The organism is Chryseobacterium sp. Mn2064, assembly GCF_049319685.1.
Lineage (GTDB): Bacteria > Bacteroidota > Bacteroidia > Flavobacteriales > Weeksellaceae > Chryseobacterium.
The window spans coordinates 309,857-329,595 of sequence record NZ_JBMOUE010000003.1 but is presented as its reverse complement, the minus strand read 5'-3'; the positions used below and the strand labels follow the sequence as shown (position 1 = coordinate 329,595).

Genomic DNA, 19,739 nt, shown 5'->3' with positions numbered 1-19,739 from the left:
CAATTAATAAGTTATAGAGATGAAGTTTCTTCTTCAATTTGAATTCCTGTCGGATTTATTTTGGAAACATAAACAAAGCTTTCAATTTCAATAGCATCATATACCGATTTCATAAATTGTGCAATGTGTTCAGCTGTTTCTTGTTTTTCAGCCAACATAAAAATAGAAGGGCCGGAACCGGAAATACCTCCTCCAAGTGCTCCTATCTGAAGACTTCCCGCCTTAATTTCGTCAAACTTCGGAATCAGAATACTTCGCACAGGTTCTATAATGACATCGTGAAGGCTTCTTCCAATTAATGGTAAATCATTTTTTTGAATACCGGCGATCAAACCTGCAATATTTCCCCATTGTTCTACAGCACTTTTCAGCGAAATATTCTTTTTCAGGATCTGCCTTGAATCTGAGGTCTTTACTTCTACCTGCGGATGAACTGCTGCGACAAATAATTCAGGAGCATTCAGTGGGATGATATCAATAGGATCGGTAGATTTTACCAGTGTAATGCCTCCGTAAATGCAGGGAGCAATATTATCAGCATGACGTACCCCAGAAGCAAGTTCTTCTCCGAACATGGCAAAATGAACCATCTCCTCTTTGGATAAGATATTTTTTAAAAGAATGTTAGCTCCAAAGGCGGCTCCGGCGGCACTTGCCGCACTGGAGCCGAGCCCGCTGCCAGGTTTAATGTGTTTGCGGATAGTAACCTCAAAACCTGTGGTTAACTTAAGATGTTCCTGAATTTTTAACAGTACAATACCGGCAACATTTTCTGAAGGATTTTCAGGAAGCCCGAATGAATCTTCGTGTTTGATAATAACATCCGGAGTTTCCAATATTTTCAGCTCCATCTCATCATATGGTTCGTGTACGGCCATCCCGAGAATATCAAATCCACAAACAAGGTTAGCCACTGTGGCAGGAACTTTTATCTTTACTTTTTTCATAATGTATGTATGTTAAATGGAACGTATAATGTCTGCAAAAACGCCACTTGCAGTTACTTCGGCACCTGCACCTGCGCCTTTTATCACCAATGGCTGCTCAGAATATCTTAATGTTTTAAAAATGACAATATTATCTTTTCCGTAAAGATGAAAAAGGTCACTATTGGAAGATACCTGCTGTAAACCAACTTCAGCTTTTCCATTTTCAAACTTTGCGGTGTATTTTAGTATTTTGCCGTTGCTTTGAGCATCGTTTAGCAGACTTTTAAAATGACTTTCATATTGAGTAAGCTTTTCGTAGAAATCTTCTACACTTCCCTGCATACATTCTTCAGGAAGAAAACCCATATTTTCAATTTGCTCAAACTGTAATGGATATCCTGCTTCTCTTGCTAATATTAAAATTTTTCTGGCAACATCTGTCCCTGACAAATCAAGTCTTGGATCGGGTTCTGTATATCCTTCTTTTTGTGCTTGGGCCACAACTTCAGAAAAAGTCCTACTACCGTCATAATGATTGAAAACAAAATTTAAAGTTCCACTCAATACGGCCTGAATAGAGATTATTTTATCACCACTTTTAATCAGGTCATTGATGGTTCCGATTACCGGAAGCCCTGCACCAACATTGGTCTCAAAATAAAAATTGCAGTTATGGTTTCTGGCTGTATTTTTTAAATTTTTATACTTTTCAAAATCTGATGAGGCTGCAATTTTGTTACAGGCAACGATATTGATGCTTCTTTTCAGTAAGCTTTCATAAATTCCAGGTACATCGGCACTGGCAGTGACATCAACAAATACCGAGTTCCTTAAATTTCTTTGGATGATTTCCTCAGCAAATTCTCTGACGGAAGTTTTTTTACTCTGTTCTTCCCAGTTGAGATAGGTTTCACGAGAAATCCCCTGATCTGAAAACATCATATTACGACTGTTGGAAATTCCTGCAATTCTCAGATTGATCAAAAAGTTTTCTTTTAAATATTCATTTTGATCATAAATCTGCTGAATCAACTTTGAACCTACATTCCCAATACCGCAGATGTAAAGATGAATCTGTTTAATTTCTGATTCAAAAAATTCTTCGTGAAGAATATTGACCGCTTTTTTACTGTCTTTTTCTGAGATAACAATGCTTATATTTCTTTCTGAAGATCCTTGAGCGATGGCTCTGATATTAATCCCGTTGTTTCCAAGACATCCAAACATTTTAGCACTTACTCCACTTCTACTTTTCATATTTTCACCTACTAAAGCAACAATAGAAAGACCTGTTTCAATTTTTACAGGATAGACTCTTTCCAAATTAATATCATCTGCGAAGGCAGAATTGATCGTATTTTCTGCATGGAAAGCATCTTTTTCATTAATCGCTATTGTGATGGAATGTTCAGAAGAACCTTGTGTAATCAGAATGATATTTATTTTTTCCTGACTTAAGCACTGAAATAATTTGGCTGATATTCCCGGAATTCCTACCATTCCGCTACCTTCCAAAGTGAGCAGAGCAATATGGCTCATATTGGAGACTCCCACTGCTATCTGTTGCATTTTATTTTCTTCTGCTTTCAGATGATGGGATATCAATGTTCCCTGTGCGTCCGGAGCGAAAGTATTTTTGATGAATAGATCAATATTTTTTACCATAACAGGTTGAATGGATGGTGGATATAGTACTTTTGCTCCAAAGTGTGAAAGTTCCATTGCTTCATGATATGAAATTTCCAAAATAGGTTTAGCATTGGATGCCAATCGCGGATCAGCAGTCATCATTCCGCTTACGTCTGTCCATATCTGTAGTTCTTCAGCATGAACAGCGGCTGCGATAATAGAAGCTGTATAATCTGAGCCACCTCTTCCCAATGTTGTTCTATTATTTTTAGAGTCACTGGCTATAAAGCCCGGACCAATGATGATTCGATTTGAGTGCTCACTGAGATAATTTTTAAGATTTAGATCTGTTAGGTTGAAATCTACTTTTGCATGAGTGAAATTGCTGTCGGTTTTAATAAGATCGGCAGAGTTCATCCATAGGCAATCAAGCCCTTGTTCCTGAAGTCTGGCAGCAATAATCTGGGAAGAAAGAAATTCACCGTACGAAGCAATTTTGTCTTTAATTCTATCGGTAAGTTCTCCTAAAACAGCAATTCCGTTATAGATATCTTCTAAATCATTAAAATGTTTTTTTACAAAACTTAACCATGAGCTTTGGGCAAGAACCGGGATCAGTTCTTTTACCAGATTGATATGTTTTTCTTCCAGCTCCTGAATGATGTTAAGGTAACTTTCATCTTTCAACGATGCAGATTCTGCGGCTTTAATCAACTGGTCTGTAACGTTGTGAAGTGCTGAAACAATAACTACAATTCTGTCTTTTGAAGATTGCTTTTTTATGATATTCTCTACCAGAAGTATATTTTGAGAGTGGGCAACTGAAGTTCCTCCGAATTTTAAAATTTTCATCAATTATTGATTTGAAATTAGGTAAAATGTAATGTTGACTCTTCGAAAAAAGAGTATAGGTACAGGTAATAATATGTGAAAATTTCCCCCGTTAAGGGGTAGTTGTTGTAGTTGTGAATGTAGAAACAGCAGATACTCCCGAAATAGTTGATTTCAGGATAGAAATATCAGATATGTTTCTAGAAAAATTCATTGTAACAAAACAAATGTACAAATTATTTTGAAATGGCCAAGTTTTATTTGAAAATTAAATATTTAGAAATCAACATTTTGTATTGATAGGATATTAATGCCGACAATTTCTACAATCGTTTTTAAAATAGATTGCCATTAGAATTCATAATAGCCAATGGATTGTTATGATAAAATTTTACTTATTAAAAATGATAGGTTAAATAGTATTTTTTTTATTAATTCTTATAATTGTGAGTAATTTTTTACTGTAGAATAAAATGATTTATTATATTTATAAAATAAACTAAATCAAATTGTTATGAAAAAGTCAAAAAAATTAAACAGAGTAAGCCTAGAGAAAATTAACGGAGGAATAGGGGCATGCAATGAAAACTGTCCCGATGGTCCTTACGGTCCCAATGAACAGAAATCGTGTGGAGAGTATTTTGGGTTACCGGAATGTTGTAAAAAAAGGGTTCTGGTAAGTTATGAATGTTTTGAACCGTTTTAATTTAAAGTAGAAATTTAAAAACAATATTCTTTATTACCATCTTAAAAATAAGTGCTATGAAAACAATTAAAAAATTATCAAGAGAAGAAAAGAAAAGTATTAACGGAGGTTTTACTGATATTCAAATTGAAGCCTGTGGCGGAGCACAGTTTGTATGTTTCCGTGGTGGCGGAGCATGGGGATGCTGGAGAAAACCTGGAGGAACCTGCTATGCTCCAATGCTGTAATTTTAATATAATCATATAATAATAAATAATACCATGAAAAAATTATCAAGAACAAAGCTGAAAAGTATCAACGGAAAAGGAATACAGGGATGTGCGGGTTGTCCTACAGGAGGAAATTATGGCGATGGTCCTGAATATACAAACAGCTGTTGGAGTTACTGGGCGTTATCTCCAAATTGTAGAAATTGCGTAGACGTAAGCGCAGATTGCTATGGCCCGGATTATTCTGATTTTAATCATTAAGAATAGCTGATTTTTTCAAAATCCAACTTGTAACAAAACTAAAACTACTATGAAAAATTTAAAGAAATTAAACAGAAAAGATTTGGAGCAGATGAACGGAGCGGGTCTTTCCAGCTGCAATGGTTGTCCTACCCATCTTGTTTTTGGTCCGGGTTCTCCAACGGATCCTTCATGTGAGGCGTACTGGACATTATCGCAGAATTGCAGAATGTGCGTGGTTGTGAGCGCAGATTGTTTTGTATTTATTACTGCAGACTAAAAACAGCTATATTTAAGACTAAAAAAAGCACTGTGAAAACAGTGCTTTTTATTTATTTTATACTTTTTGAAAGGTCGAGCATTGCTTCAATTGGTTTTAATGCTTTTACTCTTAGTTCTTCGTCTATCAGAATTTCAGGAAGTTCATATTTCATACATAAATATAACTTTTCCATTGTATTACGTTTCATATAGAAACATTCTGAACAGTTGCAGCTTTCATCAAAAACTAATGCCGGGATTAATTCTTTGTGAGGCGCACGTTTTCTCATTTCATGTAAAATTCCTTCTTCTGTTGCAATGATGAATTTCTGACATTCGTCTTTTTCAACATAATCCAATAGGGCAGAAGTGGAACCGATAAAGTGAGCTAATTTAAGAACAGCTTCCTCACTTTCAGGGTGGGCAATCATTTTAGCATCCGGATTGTCTGCTAATTGCTTAGCAATCCTTTCCATAGAGAATGCTTCGTGTACAATACAGCTTCCGTCCCAAAGAATCATATCACGTCCTGTTTTTTTTGAAAGATATCTTCCCAGGTTTTTATCTGGTGCAAAAATGATCGGTCTGTCTTTTGGCAGTGCTTCAATAACCGTTTCTGCATTGGAACTGGTAACGATGATATCACTTTCTGCTTTGGTTTCTGCATTACAGTTGATGTAAGTAGCAATTAAAGCATCAGGATGCTGTTCACGCATTTTTCTTAGCCCTTCTCCTGAACAACCGTCTGCCAGAGAGCATCCAGCCATGGTATCCGGTAAAACTACTTTTTTAGTTGGATTTAAAATTTTCGCTGCTTCTGCCATGAAGTGCACTCCGCAGAACACGATCATGTCAGCATTGGTATCTTTGGCCTGTCTTGCCAGCTGCAAAGAATCTCCAAGAAAATCAGCGATGTCCTGGATTTCTCCCGGTTGGTAATAGTGTGCAAGGATAACAGCATTCTTTTCCTCTTTAAGTTTCAGAATGGCTTTTACCAATTCTTCTCCTTTAGGAATGGCTATATCTTTTATATCCAGAAATCCTTTTACAGGAATTGCAGATTTAGCTTTTTCTAATGTTTCGGTACTCATATCAACCTCAATTTTTTATTATCAGAAGTAGAGGTTAGAAATTAGAAGTCAGATTCCGGGAGTATTTGGGATACCCTGATCTTCTGGCTTCTCTCTTCCTGCCCTTAATTACTGATAAAACTTTTTATTAAACTTTCTATTTCTTTTTTAGCTACATCAAGATCGGCATTAATGACAATCTTGTCAAACTCATTAGCGTAAGACATTTCTTCTTCTGCCTTGGCTACACGGGTTTGAATGGTTTCTGCATCATCTGTGTTTCTTGAAATCAATCTTCGTTCCAATTCCTCGATGGAAGGTGGTTCTATAAAGATAGACAAGGCTTTGTCTCCGAAATATTTTTTCAGAGAAATACCTCCTTTTACATCTACATCAAAAATAACAACTTTTCCCTGATTCCAGATCTTTTCTACTTCAGATTTTAAAGTACCGTAATATTTGTCAGTATATACTTCTTCATATTCTACAAAGGCATTTTCTGAGATTTTCTGTCTGAATTCATCAGGCGTTAAAAAATGATAATCAACTGCATGAATTTCACTTCCTCTTGGCTGTCTGGTTGTGCAGGAGATAGAGAATTCCAGTTCAGGAAATGTTTCCAGAGAATGTTTTACCAATGTAGTTTTTCCGCTTCCGGATGGAGCTGAAAATATAATTACTTTATCCATAGAGTGGTAAGCTGTTGATTGATTGTAAAAGCTGCTTTCAACTTCTACAATCAACGTTCAACTGTTTATAATACGTTTAATGTTTGCTCTTTAATTTTTTCCAAATCGTCTTTCATCATGACTACCAGTTTCTGAATAGCAGAATGATTGGCTTTAGAACCTAATGTATTGATCTCTCTTCCAATTTCCTGAGAGATGAAGCCCAGTTTTTTACCATTGAAAGATTCATTATCCATTACTTCTTTATAATATTTCAAATGCTGGCTAAGTCTTACCTTTTCTTCTGAAATATCAAGTTTTTCTGTAAAATAGGCCATTTCCTGATAGAAACGGGTTTCGTCTACATTTTCGAATTCCTTCAAAGCTTTTTGGTAGCGTTCTTTTACACTTACAATTCTTTCTTCTTCAAAAGGAATAACCTCACCAAGATATTTATCAATGTTTTGGATATTTCTGTTGAGTTCTTCATGCAGGATACTGCCTTCTGTTTTTCTGAATTCTTCAAATCTGTCTACAGCAGCATTTACAATCTTTGCTAAAGCTTCCCATTCGCCTTCTGTAAGTTCGTCGGGTCTGGAAGTGATAGCATCAGGAAGTCTAACCGCCATTTTAAGGTATTCGAAATCGGGACCGTCTGAAGCAATATTTTTCAATTCATTCATATAAGAATCAATCAGGTTCTTGTTGATTTTTACATCATTGGACTCTTCAAGATTCTCCAGATTCACGTAGCAGTCTACTTTTCCACGGATAATTCTATCATTAAGAATTTTTCTGATCTCAAATTCTTTTTCTTTATAACGTAAAGGAATTTTAATATTCAAATCAAAGCTCTTGCTGTTCAGAGATTTAATATCTATTGTTATTTTTTTCCCTTCAAAAACACCTTCGGCTCTACCGAAGCCAGTCATTGATAAAATCATAGTTTTTTATTGTTCTACAAAGATAAACATTTAAATTAGCACAGTGAAATCTGTAAAGGTTACATATTACCCATAAAATAATGAACGTGAAGTGATGAAAAATTTGATTTCTGTAGTAGGCCCCACCGGAATTGGTAAAACCAAACTGGCCATCGATTTGGCTCAGCATTTCAATACGGAAATTATTTCCTGCGATTCCAGACAGTTTTTTAAAGAAATGAAAATCGGAACGGCGGCACCTTCAGATGAAGAGCTGTCGGCCGCACCTCATCATTTTATCGGAAATTTATCGGTAGAAGAATATTATTCTATTGGCCAGTATGAAGAAGATGCTTTAAAAAAACTCAATGAACTTTTCAAAAATTATGAAACCGTTATTTTGGTAGGAGGAAGTATGATGTATGAAAAAGCAGTCATTGAAGGGTTGAACGATCTGCCGGAAGCCAACGAAGAAAATCAGAAAAAGCTGAATGATATTTTCGAAAGCGAAGGAATTGAAAAACTTCAGGAAATTTTAAAAGAACTAGATCCTGAATATTTTGCGGTAGTCGATTTTCATAATCACAGAAGGCTTTTACGTGCTATAGATGTTATTTGGCAGACCGGGAAAAAATATTCGGAATTAATTGCTGTATCTCAGGATTCCAGAGATTTTAATGTTATTAGAATTGGAATTGAAGCGCCAAGAGAAGAACTGTACGACAGAATCAATCGCAGAGTAGATATGATGATGGAGAAAGGTTTATTGGATGAGGTAAAAAGTTTAGAGGAATTCAAGCATCTGACAGCATTGAATACAGTAGGATATGCTGAACTGTTCAAATATTTTGATGGAGAATGGGAACTAGATTTTGCTGTTTCGGAAATTAAAAAGAACAGCCGCAGATACGCAAAACGCCAACTGACATGGTACAGAAAGGCGGATGATATTCATTATTTACCTTTAGGGTATTCAGAAAAAGAATATGAAGATTTAATTGATTATATTAACTTATCATTTTAGCAATATTATTTTATAAAATTAGCCACAATATTTTCCTTCATTAATTTTCGATTACCTCCTTTATTAACAGAGATAACAATTTTATTTAAAAGCTTTTCTTCAACTTCAACCCAACCTACAAATATTGCAGACTCTTGATAGTCAAAAATTTGTTCTAAATATGATATTGGTTTATCTGTTTTATTTAAAAGTTGATAATGCATTTCGTTAATATGTTTTATATTACTCTTCTCTTTATCTATAATAAAAACATTTAGATTTGGGAAAAAGTTATTCGTATTAGATTTGCTTTTAGATGTAAGTTTAAATTGAAAGTTTATAAGGACATTATTTCTTTCGGCAATTTTTCTACTGTAGAATGTTGTGGAAGATAAATATTCATTTTCAAATTCAACTTCTTTGCTGACCTTGGGCTTAGAAATTAGCTTTATAGTTTTATCACCAACACTGACTTCTTTTATAGTTGAAATATTACTAATTATTATTGAATCTTCTTTTTTCTTTATCGCTAAAAGAGAATCTTTCTTTGACTTTTCAATTTTTTTAGTATCAATATTTGATTTATTACAACTGAAGATTGAAAAAATAATAAAAATTTGAAATAATCTTTTCATTTATTTTTATTTCAAAACTATTAAGATTTTTAAGATGATTTTTATGGGAAACCATATTTGGGAGTTTTGAATTATTCATAATAACCATTTCAATAGTCTAGAATTGATATTTATAGATTTCTCCTTCATCAAAATGACATACAAGATGTGTAATCTTCATTTTTAGAATTCGTTACATAAAAAATGCGGTCCTAAAAAGAACCGCACCTTAATTAACAAATATAATTTAATTTACTACTTCCAACCACCGCCAAGCGCTCTGTAAAGATCTACAATGCTGCTTAATCTCTGTCTTTTAATTGAAGCCAGGTTCAGCTCTGCCTGTAGGGAATTTCCCTGTGCTGTAATCACTTCCAGGTAATTGGCCGAACCTCCTTTATAAAGGAGCTGTGCACTTTTAATACCGTCTTTCAATGTAGTTGCCTGCTCGGAAGCTTTTTGCTCCTGAACTTTTAGGCTTTCGTTAGAAACCAAAGCGTCAGAAACTTCTCCTACAGCATTCAGTACCGATTGACGGAATGACAGAACATTTCGCTCTCTCTGAATTTTAGCCACTTCAAGATCTGTTTTCAATTGTCTTTTCTGGAAAATAGGTTGAGTGATTCCTCCTAAAACCGATCCGAACAATGATGCTGGAATCTGAAACCAATTATCAAACTTGAAAGAATTTACTCCTCCGTTAGCTGTAATTTTTAATGAAGGGTACATATTCGCTTGTGCAATTCCTACCATAGCATTAGATTGTAACAAAGCCAGTTCCTGCTGACGTACATCCGGTCTTCTGCTTACCATCGCTGCAGGAAGCCCTGCTGTGATATTTTGTGGTAATGAAGTATCAGACATCTCAATGGTTCTGCTTACCTTATTAGGAAGTTCCCCTACAAGAATACTTAACGCATTTTCCTGAATGGCAATGTTCTGTTCCAACTGAGAAATTAATAACTCTGTTGCCTGTTTCTGAGCGGTAGACTGTTGAACTCCTAAAGAAGTAGTGTCTCCACTTTCCCACATTTTCTGTGTTATCAACAATGTATTATTACTCAATTCAAGGTTAGATTTTGCAATTCCCAATTGTTTGTCAAGCATTAACAGGTTGTAATATCCCTGAGCAATAGCTGCGACCACTTGAGTCTGAACAGCTTTTGAACCTTCATAAGTCTGCAGATACTGCATTCTTGAAACCTCCTGCTGGTTTTTGATTTTTCCCCAGATATCGGCTTCCCATGAAAGGTTGAAGGCCGCATTGTAATCTTCAACATGGCTCTGCCCTAAAAATAAATTTAAGCTTTCACCATTCATACTGTTTTTGGAAGGCTTAGAAATCTGTCCTGATACCCCAAAACCAACATCAGGATATTGCATATATTTTGCCTGTTTCAGTTTTTCCTGAGAAGCGGCAACTTGTTTTAAAGCGATCTGAAGATCATAATTATGTTTGATTCCTTTTTCAATCAGATCCTGTAAAATAGGATCGTTGAAAAACTGTTTCCATTCCAGGTTGGCAACGCTGGCTGTATCTGCAGTTGCAGTATACTGGAATTTTTCTGGAAGCGGAAGCTCAGGTTCTGCGTATGCCAGTTTTGAAACACACGAAACAGAGCCTATAGCAATCGCAAAAGTTAAAATAATATTTTTTACTCTTTTCATAGTTTTTAAACTTTTGATAGAATACAAAACTTTGAGTGGTTGTTGATACAAGATTGTCTTTAGTAGGAGAAAATTCTTTGTTTCTGAAACCTTAAGAACATTGAATGATGAGACGCTGACATACGGTATTCTTTTTGTTCTTATTATTTTAAAGGAAAACTTAATGGGTTAAATTAATTTTTCGTTGTTTTAAAATTTCTCAAAGCTTTGTAGTTCATTTTATTAATGAGGGCTTGATAAAAGCTCAGCCTCTAGTTTTTGTCTTTGAAGTCTTTTCTTTTTTCTGCTTGGCATTTTCTCATGCAGATACTGGAAGACTACATACATTACCGGGATGATGAAGATCCCGAATAATACTCCTGTTAACATTCCACCTACAGTACTGTACCCGATGGAGTGATTTCCTTTTGAAGAAGCTCCCTGGGTCCATACTAATGGAAGCATTCCCACGATAAAGGCGAAAGAGGTCATTAAGATAGGTCTTAAACGTAATCTTGAGGCCTGAAGAGCAGATTCTATTAAAGATTTTCCTGCTTTTCTTCTCTGTACAGCAAATTCTACAATCAGGATCGCATTTTTTGCAAGTAATCCTACCAACATGATCAATCCTACCTGTACATAAATATTATTATCGATACCTGCTAATCCTGTGAAAGCAAATACTCCGAAAATCCCTGTAGGAATCGTAAGAATAATCGCGAACGGAAGAATATAACTTTCGTACTGTGCTGCCAGAAGGAAGTATACAAATAAGATACTTAAGAAGAAGATAAATGCGGTTTGACCACTTGTTTTAATCTCTTCACGGGTAATCCCTGTCCATTCATATCCGTATCCTCTTGGAAGTGACTGCTGAGCAACTTCTTCCACTGCTTTGATGGCATCTCCGGTACTGTATCCAGGTTTAGGAGTTCCGTTAATGGTAACCGCGTTGAAAAGGTTGTTTCTTGTTACGGTTTCAGGACCGAAAGATCTTTTTAACGTTACCAGTGTTTTTGCAGGAACCATTTCTCCTGATTTGTTTTTAACATAAATTCCTTCTAAAGAATTTACATCTGTACGGTAAGGAATATCTGCCTGTGCCATTACTCTGTAATATTTTCCGAATCTGTTGAAATCCGAAACAAAGCTACTTCCGAAATAAATCTGCATAGTCTGCATCAAATCTGTCACAGAAACTCCCAGCTGATTGGCTTTGTCTGTATTTACATCAATCGTATACTGAGGGTTTCCTGCAGAATAGGTAGTGAAGGCAAAAGCAATTTCAGGTCTTTTCATCAGTTCACCGATGAATTGCTGAGTGGTTGTTCCTAACTGTTCAAAAGAACCATTCGTTTTATCCTGGAGCATAAATTCAAATCCGGAAACGTTACCAAAACCTTGTACAGTAGGGAAGTTGAAGAAGAATGCATTGGCATCTTTCACCTGGCTTACCTTTCCTGTTAATGTAGCTGCAATCTGATCAGGATCTTTCATCTCGCCACGTTTGTCATAATCTTTAAGTTTTATGAAACCTGCAGAATATGGAGAAGCGTTCGCATTACTGATGAAGTTCATACCATCTGCTACCCAAAGGTGGTTGGTTGCTTTTTCAGCATTGATGATTTTATCAATTTGTGCTGTTGCTCTGTGAGTTCTTTCTAATGAACTTCCCGGAGGAGTATTTACAGCATATAGTACGAATCCCTGGTCTTCAGTAGGAATAAATCCTGACGGTGCTTTTTTGATTAAAAATACACTTGCTGCTGTAATAACCACCAGACCTCCAATAGCTACCCATTTATTTTTAATTAAAAACTTAAGGCTGTAGATATATTTTCTGGTCATGCTGTTGAAGCTGGCATTGAAAGCATTGAAGAATCTCGCTCCAAAACCTTTTTTATGACCGTGTTCGCCATGTTCTCCCTGAGGGTCATTTAGGAACATAGCACATAATGCCGGGCTCAGTGTTAATGCATTCACCGCTGAAATTAGGATCGCAATAGCCAGTGTGAAGGCAAACTGTCTGTAGAATACCCCTGCAGGTCCCTGCATGAAACCAACCGGAATAAACACGGCACACATTACCAGGGTAATAGAGATAATTGCACCGGAAATTTCACTCATCGAGTGCATAGTTGCATGCTCTACCGGCATTCCTGTCTGTTCCATTTTTGAGTGAACAGCTTCCACTACTACAATCGCATCATCCACTACAATACCGATGGCGAGAACCAAGGCAAACAAAGTAAGCATATTGATACTGAAACCAAACAGCTGCAGGAAGAAGAAGGTTCCGATAATTGCAACCGGTACTGCAATTGCAGGAATTAATGTAGATCTGAAATCCTGAAGGAAAATATATACTACAATAAATACCAGGATAAAGGCAATTACTAATGTTTCTACTACCTGATGAATTGAAGCATCCAAAAAGTCTTTGGAATTATACATGATAATAGGCTTTACTCCTTTTGGTAGAGTAGTTTCCATTACTTTTACCTGCTTTTCAATCTCCGTTAGGATTTCATTGGCATTAGAACCTGCTGTTTGTAGAATAGCAAATCCTGCAACTGGTTTTCCATCTACTCTGTTGGTCGCAGTGTAGGTATAAGAACCGAATTCTACTCTTGCTACATCTTTTAATCTTAAGAAAGATCCGTCACTATTTGCTTTGATAGCAATGTTTTCATAATCTTCCCCTTTGTTTAGTTTTCCTTTATATTTAAGGATATATTCATACGTTTCTTTACTTCCCTGCCCAAGACGTCCAGGAGCAGCTTCAAGGTTATGATCTTTGATAGCACCTAAAACTTCCTGTGGAGAAAGGTTATTCGCTGCTAATCTGTCTGGTTTTAGCCAGATTCTCATGGAATAATCTCTGGTTCCGAATACCTGAGCCTGCGCAACTCCCGGAATACGTTGTATCTGAGGAATTACATTGATCTTCAGGTAGTTTTGAAGGAAAAGCTCATCATATTGTTTTTCATTTTCACTGCTTAATCCCATGAACATGATCATACTGTTCTGAACCTTTTGGGTTGAAATCCCGGCTTGTACTACCTCTTGAGGAAGCTGGCTCATTGCTTTTGATACACGGTTCTGTACGTTTACTGCAGCATTATCAGGATCTGCTCCCTGTTTGAAGAAAACGCTAAGAGTCATACTACCGTCGTTACTGGAGTTGGAAGTCATGTAGGTCATGTTTTCCACTCCGTTCACCGCTTCTTCAATAGGAGTAGCAACCGAACGTGCTACCACCTCAGCATTGGCTCCAGGGTAGAATGCCGTTACCTGAACGCTTGGAGGAGCAATATCCGGGAAAAGGGCAATCGGTAAATTAAAGAGAGACAGGGCTCCCAATAATAAGAGTATTATGGAGATGACCGTTGAAAGGACCGGTCTTTCTATAAATTGTTTTAACATAAGAAGTTTATTTTTTTAAGTCTTCTGTATTCGGAAAGGACTAAAGTGGTTTTGCTTTTAATAAGCTGTCAGAAGAAATATTTTTCGGTCTGATGGATGCACCGTCTTTCAAGCTTCCAATCCCTGTGAATACAATTTTTTCTCCAGGAGTAAGTCCTTCGGAAATAAAGTAATAACTGTCTGTTTTTCCAGATATCTTGATCGGTCTTCCGGTTACTTTTTTGTCTTTATCCATTACATAAACATAGGTTTTATCCTGAATCTCAAATGTAGATTCCTGAGGAATAACCACGGCATTGGAAAGAAGTTGAGGCATACGTACTCTTCCTGTATTTCCGGTTCTTAAAGTTCCGTTAGCATTAGGGAATACAGCACGTACACTGATTGCTCCGGTTGTTTTATCAAACTGCCCGTCTACAATACTTAGCTTTCCTTTTTCAGGATAAGTACTGTTGTCAGCAATCACTAAATCAACCATTGGCATATTTTTCAATTTTTCTTCCAGATTGGCTCCGGGATATTTATTTTGGAAAGCAATAAAGTCGAGCTCACTCAGAGAGAAATAAGCATAGATTTCACTGATATCAGACAGAAGAGTCAACGGATTAGGATCTGCTTTTGAGATCAGGCTTCCTTTTTTATAAGGAATTCTACCGATATATCCACTTACTGGAGCGGTAATAGTAGTAAATCCTACATTGATTCTTGCGCTTCCTACAGATGCTCTGGCCTGAGATGCTGCGGCAACCGCGGCTTCATAATTGGCTTTTGCAGTCTTAAGTTGTACGTCAGAAACTACTTTTGCGGCAACAAGTGGCTGAAGTCTGTCAACTTCTACTTTTGCTTTTTGAATATTAGCATTAGCCACCTGAAGATTAGCCTGAGCCATATTCATTTGTTCGCCGTAGCTTCTTGAATCTATTTTAAATAAAGGCTGTCCGGCTCTTACATAAGCTCCTTCTTCTACGTAAATTCTATCCAGGTATCCGTCAACCTGAGATCGGATTTCTACGTTATTTTTACCTTCAAGAGCAGTTGGAAATTCCTGATATGTAGTAGCGGGAGATGTAATAACGGTATAAACCGGAAGTTCGGGTGCTGGCATTGCGGCATTAGATCCTTCTGCGGCTTTGGTACAGCTCTGTAAAAGAATTATACTTGCAATAAGTACAATAAACCTTGTTTTTCCAGGTATTTTCATTTTTGGTTTAATTTTTTTAATGAAGTGTTAGATTTAAGTAATGTTACTTGTAAATAAATGCTGTTTTTTTTCCTAACAGTGTTAATGATTAGTTCAAAAAAATTTACAGAATTTTTAATGTGTAATAGAGTCGATAGTTTCCATAACTGAAAATTGTTTAATGTTGGTTTTTATATATAAAAGATGAGGTGTATGTATGTTAATTTTGCTAACGGTGTTAATTTATAAGATAAAAAGAGTTACCTTTACTTTATAATTCTGCATGATCTTACATCAATAATCTTAATTTTTAATCAGGATAAACACGAATTGGATTGATTTATTCAATGTTAAATTTCCTAACGGTGTTAATTTTTAATTCAAAAAAAATTTATAAAGACTTAATAAAAGCCAAAACAGTCTCGTCTAAAGTCGTTTTGTTCATGGTAGAAGGGATGTCTGCGTTACGCATCATCATAATAGAGATCATACCATGTACAGCAGAAAACAATGCGTGAGACATGTGACAGGCATTATCCAGATTAGAACCGTTCTTTTCAATGATCTCGTAGGTACATTCAAAAATAAGTTCCTGGAACGACGAAAATTCTTTTTTCATCTGCCCTTTACCACAACATTGCATTCCCAGACCAAACATAAGCTGGTAATATTCTTTATTATTAAAAGCGAAATTCCAATAAGCATCTACAATCGCTACCATTTGTTCTTCTGGAGTATCATGTTTTTGCTGAGCTTTTAATAACTCTATATGTAACTTGTGAAAACCATCCAGAGAGATCTCAAATAGAATGGCTTCCTTGTTTTCAAAATAATCATACACTACCGGTGCGCTATATTCAATAGCATCTGCTATTTTTCGCATAGATAGTGATCCCCAGCCTTCAGTTTTGGCCAAAGTGAAAGCAGCCTGCAAAATATTTGCTCGGATGGATTCTTTTTCTCTTTGACGACGTTCGTGTAAGCCCATGATATTTTTTACTAACAGCGTTAGCAAAACTACAAACTTTTTAATATAACTTCCAAAGGATATTATACATTTAAACTCAAAAGATGGTTTATGGAAGATGTTTATCAGTTGGCGGGAGTCTATAAAAATGGTTACTGGAAGTTGTTTGAGGTTAAAAAAATACTATTAATAGAATTTGACTATAACTATTTTTGATTCCTAAAATTTTCCCTCCTTCAGCTTCCAACTTTCTTACCTTATTAAAAATGAAAAAGTCATCTTTCTAATTAATAAAAGAAATATCTATCTTTGCCAGTAAAGAAATAAGGATATGAATACTCCCTCAAATATGCTGGCATTAGGAACAAAAGCTCCGTTTTTTGAACTTCCTAACCCGTCAAAAACGAATGAACTTCAGTCTTTGGAAGAGCTGAAAGGAGAAAAAGGAACGTTGGTGATCTTCATGTGCAACCATTGTCCGTTTGTGCTTCACGTGATCGATAAGATCAATGAATTGTACGAAGATTATAATGAGCGTGGAATTGAATTTATCGCCATTAATGCAAACAATATTGAAAAATATCCGGACGATTCTCCAGAAAAAATGATTGAATTTCAGATTGAAAGAAGATTTGATTTCCCTTATTTATTTGATGAAAGTCAAGCTGTAGCTAAAGCATACGACGCTGCTTGTACACCAGATTTTTATTTCTTTGATGATAAATTGGATCTTGTCTACAGAGGTCAGATGGACGATTCAAGACCGGGGAATAATAAAGATGTAACCGGAGAAGACCTGATTATTGCTTTTGAAAATCTTTTGGCGGGAGAACCTCAAGAAGAAATTCAAAGACCAAGTATGGGATGTAATATTAAATGGAAATAATTGCTGGTTACTAGTTATTCAGTTACTGGTTTTATTCATTATAATACAAGGCTGCTCTTTTGGGAGTGGCTTTTTTGTTTCTTGTTGGTTTAAAGTATTGGGCTTTCTATTTTAAATTCGACAAATGATCCTGTTTTTTAATTCATTGTAAATTTTTCCCATCTAATTTGCCATTCCGTAGGAACCTTAAGACAGCTTGCATTCTTTTATTATAAACTTCTGAAAATTCCTATGGAATGGACAAAAATAATGTTTAGTATAACCACGAGAACTCTCGGAAATAAATATTATCAAAAGCTTACTCTCGTCTTAGTCTCCTTTTCAGCTTTTACATCTACATTGAGATTGCTGTGAGAATAATTCCTGATAAATTCTGAAGGAGTCTTCCCCGTATATTTCTTAAACATCCTATTAAAATAGGTAACATTATTGAAACCACATTGATAACTGCATTCGGAGATAGATTTGTCTTGCGCCATCAGAAGACAGGCTTTATTAATTCTGTAGCGGTTTACAAATTCGGTAAAAGTAATTTGTGTTGCTTTTTTAAAAAAATTACAGAATGCCGGTAAAGTCAGATTGGCTAGTTTTGCAACCTCTTCAATATCAATATCTTTATCATAATGATGTTCTACATAGGTAAAAATATTCTCAAGTCGGTTTTTATTCTTTGAAATGATGGTATACGGCATAATTTCTTTGTTGAGAAGATCATAATCTTTACATTTTGAAAGTTCAAAAAGAATTTCCAGCAGCAGCAGATATCTTTTGTATCCTTCCGATTCCAGCATCAGCTTTAGTCTTGGAAGCATGGCTTTTTTTACTTTCTGATGAAAATGGATACCATATTTTGAAAGCTCGAGAAGATTTTTAATAGATCTTGCCTCTACTTCCTGATGGGGGAATTGCAGAATTTCTTCTTTAAATTGCAGAACAATTTCCTCATGGGGATCAATAGAATTCAACCCAAATCCTGAATGAGGAATATTAGAACCGATCAGAACCAAATCTCCGTTGGTATAATTACTTTTATGATAACCTACGTGGCGGGTTCCGTTCCCGGAAATGACACATACGAGCTCAATTTCCGGATGATAATGATACTCCCATTTAAATTCTGAAATAGGAGAGTTGTTGTGAATAGTCCGGAATGAACTTTTCTCATTGGGAATCACTCGTTCAAAAGTAACTTTCATTTAATTAATCATATTTAATCATTAAAAATACTAATTATATTAATATAGTTCAAATATTCATTTACTGTGTTAAATTATCGTTAACAGAAATGCTTCTATCTTAGCCGACAAGAAATAACCTGAATGAAAAATCTTAACATCAAGGCCGTTTTATTTTTAAACTATTTTGTCTTTGCAATTCTCCTGAATTCTGTAGGAACAGTCATTCTGCAGGTACAGCAGAATTTTGGAATTTCAAAATCTTCGGCTAGTGTTTTGGAAGGTTTCAAAGATCTTCCTATTGCCATATGTTCTTTTATTTTGGCATCATTTCTTCCGAAAATCGGAATCAAAAAATCCATGTTGACAGCCTTGCTATTGGTAAGCTGTATGTGTTTCGTGATGCCGTTTGCCAACGACTTTTGGTTTTTTAAACTTTTGTTCTGTATTGTGGGAATCTCTTTCGCATTAATTAAGATATCAGTTTTTACTTCCATCGGATTGGTGACAGAAACGGATAAGGAACATTCAAGCTTTATGGGATTTCTTGAAGGGTTTTTCATGATTGGAGTATTGGCAGGAAATGTATTGTTCAGTTTATATATAGATGATCATAATCCGAAATCTACTCATTGGCTTAACGTGTATTGGGTATTGGGAGCTATTTCGGCATTGTCTTTTTTGTTTCTGTTCTTTTCAAAGCTGAATGAAAAAGAAGCGAAAAGTGAGAAAACAGATCTTTTAGGAGATTTAAAAAACAGTGCAAGTCTGTTCAGTTATAAAAAAGTATTATGCTTTTTACTGTGTGCATTTCTTTTTGTACTCGTAGAACAAAGCTTTCAGACCTGGACACCCACTTTTTATAAAGAAATTTTAAAAGTTCCAACTTCAATGAGTATTCAGGCAGGAGCTGTTTTAGCGGGAGCCTTTGCGTTGGGAAGATTTTTATCAGGATTCTTTTCCAAGAAGTTTAGCTGGATTTACGTAGTGTCATTCTGTGTGATTGGTTTTGCGGTAAGTTTACTTTTAGTGTTACCGCTTACTCACCATATTCATATTGATGAAACAACCAATTGGCTGAATGCTCCTTTAGTAGTGTATCTGTTTCCATTAATGGGCGGTTTGTTGGCTCCGATCTATCCGAGTATCAACTCTGTGATTCTGGCTTCCATTCCTAAATATTTACACAGCGCAATGTCCGGATTGATTGTCGTTTTCTCAGCAATCGGGGGAACAGTAGGTTCTATTATTACCGGTTTTGTGTTTCAGGAGTTTAGTGGACAGCAGGCATTTTACCTTTCACTGATTCCTCTTTCATTACTGATCATATCAGCGATTTTTATGAATAAATTAAAAATAAATCCTAAAAAATAAA

Annotated in this window: 18 protein-coding genes; 7 read left to right on the top strand and 11 right to left on the bottom strand. The window is 35.7% G+C overall.

Annotated features, from left to right (window positions below; all coding sequences use genetic code 11):
• Positions 1 to 11 precede the first annotated feature (11 nt).
• Positions 12 to 947 carry a homoserine kinase gene (locus ACL9RH_RS14010; RefSeq protein ID WP_422693990.1) on the bottom strand — a complete coding sequence of 312 codons (936 nt, stop codon included), beginning with the start codon at positions 945 to 947 and terminating at the stop codon, positions 12 to 14.
• A gap of 12 nt (positions 948 to 959) precedes the next feature.
• Positions 960 to 3,410, bottom strand: a complete 2,451-nt coding sequence (gene thrA, locus ACL9RH_RS14005) for a bifunctional aspartate kinase/homoserine dehydrogenase I (RefSeq protein WP_422693989.1) — start codon at positions 3,408 to 3,410, stop codon at positions 960 to 962.
• A gap of 493 nt (positions 3,411 to 3,903) precedes the next feature.
• Here thrA and ACL9RH_RS14000 point away from each other — a divergent pair, with 493 nt between their 5' ends.
• The 4 genes from ACL9RH_RS14000 to ACL9RH_RS13985 are packed head-to-tail and all read left to right on the top strand — an operon-like array spanning position 3,904 to position 4,824.
• Positions 3,904 to 4,095: a hypothetical protein gene (locus ACL9RH_RS14000; RefSeq protein ID WP_422693988.1), complete on the top strand. Its 192-nt coding sequence runs from the start codon at positions 3,904 to 3,906 to the stop codon at positions 4,093 to 4,095.
• A 56-nt stretch (positions 4,096 to 4,151) separates the two neighbouring features.
• Positions 4,152 to 4,322: a bacteriocin-like protein gene (locus ACL9RH_RS13995; protein WP_422693987.1), complete on the top strand. Its 171-nt coding sequence runs from the start codon at positions 4,152 to 4,154 to the stop codon at positions 4,320 to 4,322.
• A gap of 33 nt (positions 4,323 to 4,355) precedes the next feature.
• Positions 4,356 to 4,565 carry a hypothetical protein gene (locus ACL9RH_RS13990; protein WP_422693986.1) on the top strand — a complete coding sequence of 70 codons (210 nt, stop codon included), beginning with the start codon at positions 4,356 to 4,358 and terminating at the stop codon, positions 4,563 to 4,565.
• A gap of 49 nt (positions 4,566 to 4,614) precedes the next feature.
• Complete coding sequence (locus ACL9RH_RS13985; protein ID WP_422693985.1) at positions 4,615 to 4,824, top strand: hypothetical protein; 210 nt, start codon at positions 4,615 to 4,617, stop codon at positions 4,822 to 4,824.
• Between the two features lie 52 nt (positions 4,825 to 4,876).
• On the opposite strand, the gene nadA is transcribed toward ACL9RH_RS13985, so the two are convergent.
• The 3 genes from nadA to ACL9RH_RS13970 all read right to left on the bottom strand — a co-directional run bounded on the left by nadA (position 4,877) and on the right by ACL9RH_RS13970 (position 7,487).
• The gene (gene nadA / locus ACL9RH_RS13980; protein ID WP_422693984.1) at positions 4,877 to 5,896 is read right to left on the bottom strand and encodes a quinolinate synthase NadA; all 1,020 of its coding nucleotides are present in this window, start codon (positions 5,894 to 5,896) and stop codon (positions 4,877 to 4,879) included.
• 104 nt (positions 5,897 to 6,000) lie between these two features.
• On the bottom strand, positions 6,001 to 6,564 hold the full coding sequence (gene gmk / locus ACL9RH_RS13975; RefSeq protein WP_422694199.1) for a guanylate kinase: 564 nt from the start codon (positions 6,562 to 6,564) through the stop codon (positions 6,001 to 6,003).
• A 65-nt stretch (positions 6,565 to 6,629) separates the two neighbouring features.
• Positions 6,630 to 7,487 carry a YicC family protein gene (locus tag ACL9RH_RS13970; protein ID WP_422693983.1) on the bottom strand — a complete coding sequence of 286 codons (858 nt, stop codon included), beginning with the start codon at positions 7,485 to 7,487 and terminating at the stop codon, positions 6,630 to 6,632.
• Between the two features lie 94 nt (positions 7,488 to 7,581).
• On the opposite strand from ACL9RH_RS13970, the gene miaA reads away from it, so the two are divergent.
• Complete coding sequence (gene miaA / locus ACL9RH_RS13965) at positions 7,582 to 8,490, top strand: tRNA (adenosine(37)-N6)-dimethylallyltransferase MiaA (RefSeq protein ID WP_422693982.1); 909 nt, start codon at positions 7,582 to 7,584, stop codon at positions 8,488 to 8,490.
• Positions 8,491 to 8,495: 5 nt separating this feature from the next.
• Here the strand turns inward: miaA and ACL9RH_RS13960 are convergent, their stop codons facing one another.
• The 5 genes from ACL9RH_RS13960 to ACL9RH_RS13940 form a co-directional block, all read right to left on the bottom strand.
• A complete protein-coding gene (locus ACL9RH_RS13960) occupies positions 8,496 to 9,104 on the bottom strand; it encodes a hypothetical protein (protein WP_422693981.1) in 609 nt (202 codons plus the stop codon).
• A 234-nt stretch (positions 9,105 to 9,338) separates the two neighbouring features.
• The gene (locus ACL9RH_RS13955) at positions 9,339 to 10,751 is read right to left on the bottom strand and encodes an efflux transporter outer membrane subunit (protein WP_422693980.1); all 1,413 of its coding nucleotides are present in this window, start codon (positions 10,749 to 10,751) and stop codon (positions 9,339 to 9,341) included.
• A gap of 222 nt (positions 10,752 to 10,973) precedes the next feature.
• Complete coding sequence (locus tag ACL9RH_RS13950) at positions 10,974 to 14,156, bottom strand: efflux RND transporter permease subunit (protein WP_422693979.1); 3,183 nt, start codon at positions 14,154 to 14,156, stop codon at positions 10,974 to 10,976.
• A 40-nt stretch (positions 14,157 to 14,196) separates the two neighbouring features.
• Entirely contained in the window at positions 14,197 to 15,357 is a 1,161-nt protein-coding gene (locus ACL9RH_RS13945) for an efflux RND transporter periplasmic adaptor subunit (protein ID WP_422693978.1), read from the bottom strand.
• Between the two features lie 370 nt (positions 15,358 to 15,727).
• On the bottom strand, positions 15,728 to 16,324 hold the full coding sequence (locus tag ACL9RH_RS13940) for a TetR/AcrR family transcriptional regulator (RefSeq protein ID WP_422693977.1): 597 nt from the start codon (positions 16,322 to 16,324) through the stop codon (positions 15,728 to 15,730).
• Between the two features lie 310 nt (positions 16,325 to 16,634).
• Here ACL9RH_RS13940 and ACL9RH_RS13935 point away from each other — a divergent pair, with 310 nt between their 5' ends.
• Entirely contained in the window at positions 16,635 to 17,189 is a 555-nt protein-coding gene (locus ACL9RH_RS13935) for a thioredoxin family protein (protein ID WP_422693976.1), read from the top strand.
• Between the two features lie 290 nt (positions 17,190 to 17,479).
• Here the strand turns inward: ACL9RH_RS13935 and ACL9RH_RS13930 are convergent, their stop codons facing one another.
• Positions 17,480 to 18,385, bottom strand: coding sequence for an AraC family transcriptional regulator (locus tag ACL9RH_RS13930; protein WP_422693975.1), 906 nt, complete (start codon positions 18,383 to 18,385; stop codon positions 17,480 to 17,482).
• A 123-nt stretch (positions 18,386 to 18,508) separates the two neighbouring features.
• Between ACL9RH_RS13930 and ACL9RH_RS13925 the strand changes: the two genes are divergently transcribed.
• Positions 18,509 to 19,738, top strand: coding sequence for an MFS transporter (locus tag ACL9RH_RS13925; protein ID WP_422693974.1), 1,230 nt, complete (start codon positions 18,509 to 18,511; stop codon positions 19,736 to 19,738).
• Position 19,739: the final 1 nt, after the last annotated feature.

What these genes read in the sequence shown, in the direction of transcription:
- ACL9RH_RS13925 (WP_422693974.1), top strand. Translation starts at nt 18,509, where the DNA reads ATGAAAAATCTTAACATCAAGGCCGTTTTATTTTTAAACTATTTTGTC.
- ACL9RH_RS13995 (WP_422693987.1), top strand. Translation starts at nt 4,152, where the DNA reads ATGAAAACAATTAAAAAATTATCAAGAGAAGAAAAGAAAAGTATTAAC.
- miaA (WP_422693982.1), top strand. Translation starts at nt 7,582, where the DNA reads ATGAAAAATTTGATTTCTGTAGTAGGCCCCACCGGAATTGGTAAAACC.
- nadA (WP_422693984.1), bottom strand. Translation starts at nt 5,896, where the DNA reads ATGAGTACCGAAACATTAGAAAAAGCTAAATCTGCAATTCCTGTAAAA.
- ACL9RH_RS13935 (WP_422693976.1), top strand. Translation starts at nt 16,635, where the DNA reads ATGAATACTCCCTCAAATATGCTGGCATTAGGAACAAAAGCTCCGTTT.
- ACL9RH_RS13970 (WP_422693983.1), bottom strand. Translation starts at nt 7,487, where the DNA reads ATGATTTTATCAATGACTGGCTTCGGTAGAGCCGAAGGTGTTTTTGAA.
- ACL9RH_RS13945 (WP_422693978.1), bottom strand. Translation starts at nt 15,357, where the DNA reads ATGAAAATACCTGGAAAAACAAGGTTTATTGTACTTATTGCAAGTATA.
- thrA (WP_422693989.1), bottom strand. Translation starts at nt 3,410, where the DNA reads ATGAAAATTTTAAAATTCGGAGGAACTTCAGTTGCCCACTCTCAAAAT.
- ACL9RH_RS14000 (WP_422693988.1), top strand. Translation starts at nt 3,904, where the DNA reads ATGAAAAAGTCAAAAAAATTAAACAGAGTAAGCCTAGAGAAAATTAAC.
- gmk (WP_422694199.1), bottom strand. Translation starts at nt 6,564, where the DNA reads ATGGATAAAGTAATTATATTTTCAGCTCCATCCGGAAGCGGAAAAACT.
- ACL9RH_RS14010 (WP_422693990.1), bottom strand. Translation starts at nt 947, where the DNA reads ATGAAAAAAGTAAAGATAAAAGTTCCTGCCACAGTGGCTAACCTTGTT.
- ACL9RH_RS13960 (WP_422693981.1), bottom strand. Translation starts at nt 9,104, where the DNA reads ATGAAAAGATTATTTCAAATTTTTATTATTTTTTCAATCTTCAGTTGT.
- ACL9RH_RS13940 (WP_422693977.1), bottom strand. Translation starts at nt 16,324, where the DNA reads ATGGGCTTACACGAACGTCGTCAAAGAGAAAAAGAATCCATCCGAGCA.
- ACL9RH_RS13955 (WP_422693980.1), bottom strand. Translation starts at nt 10,751, where the DNA reads ATGAAAAGAGTAAAAAATATTATTTTAACTTTTGCGATTGCTATAGGC.
- ACL9RH_RS13990 (WP_422693986.1), top strand. Translation starts at nt 4,356, where the DNA reads ATGAAAAAATTATCAAGAACAAAGCTGAAAAGTATCAACGGAAAAGGA.
- ACL9RH_RS13985 (WP_422693985.1), top strand. Translation starts at nt 4,615, where the DNA reads ATGAAAAATTTAAAGAAATTAAACAGAAAAGATTTGGAGCAGATGAAC.
- ACL9RH_RS13930 (WP_422693975.1), bottom strand. Translation starts at nt 18,385, where the DNA reads ATGAAAGTTACTTTTGAACGAGTGATTCCCAATGAGAAAAGTTCATTC.
- ACL9RH_RS13950 (WP_422693979.1), bottom strand. Translation starts at nt 14,156, where the DNA reads ATGTTAAAACAATTTATAGAAAGACCGGTCCTTTCAACGGTCATCTCC.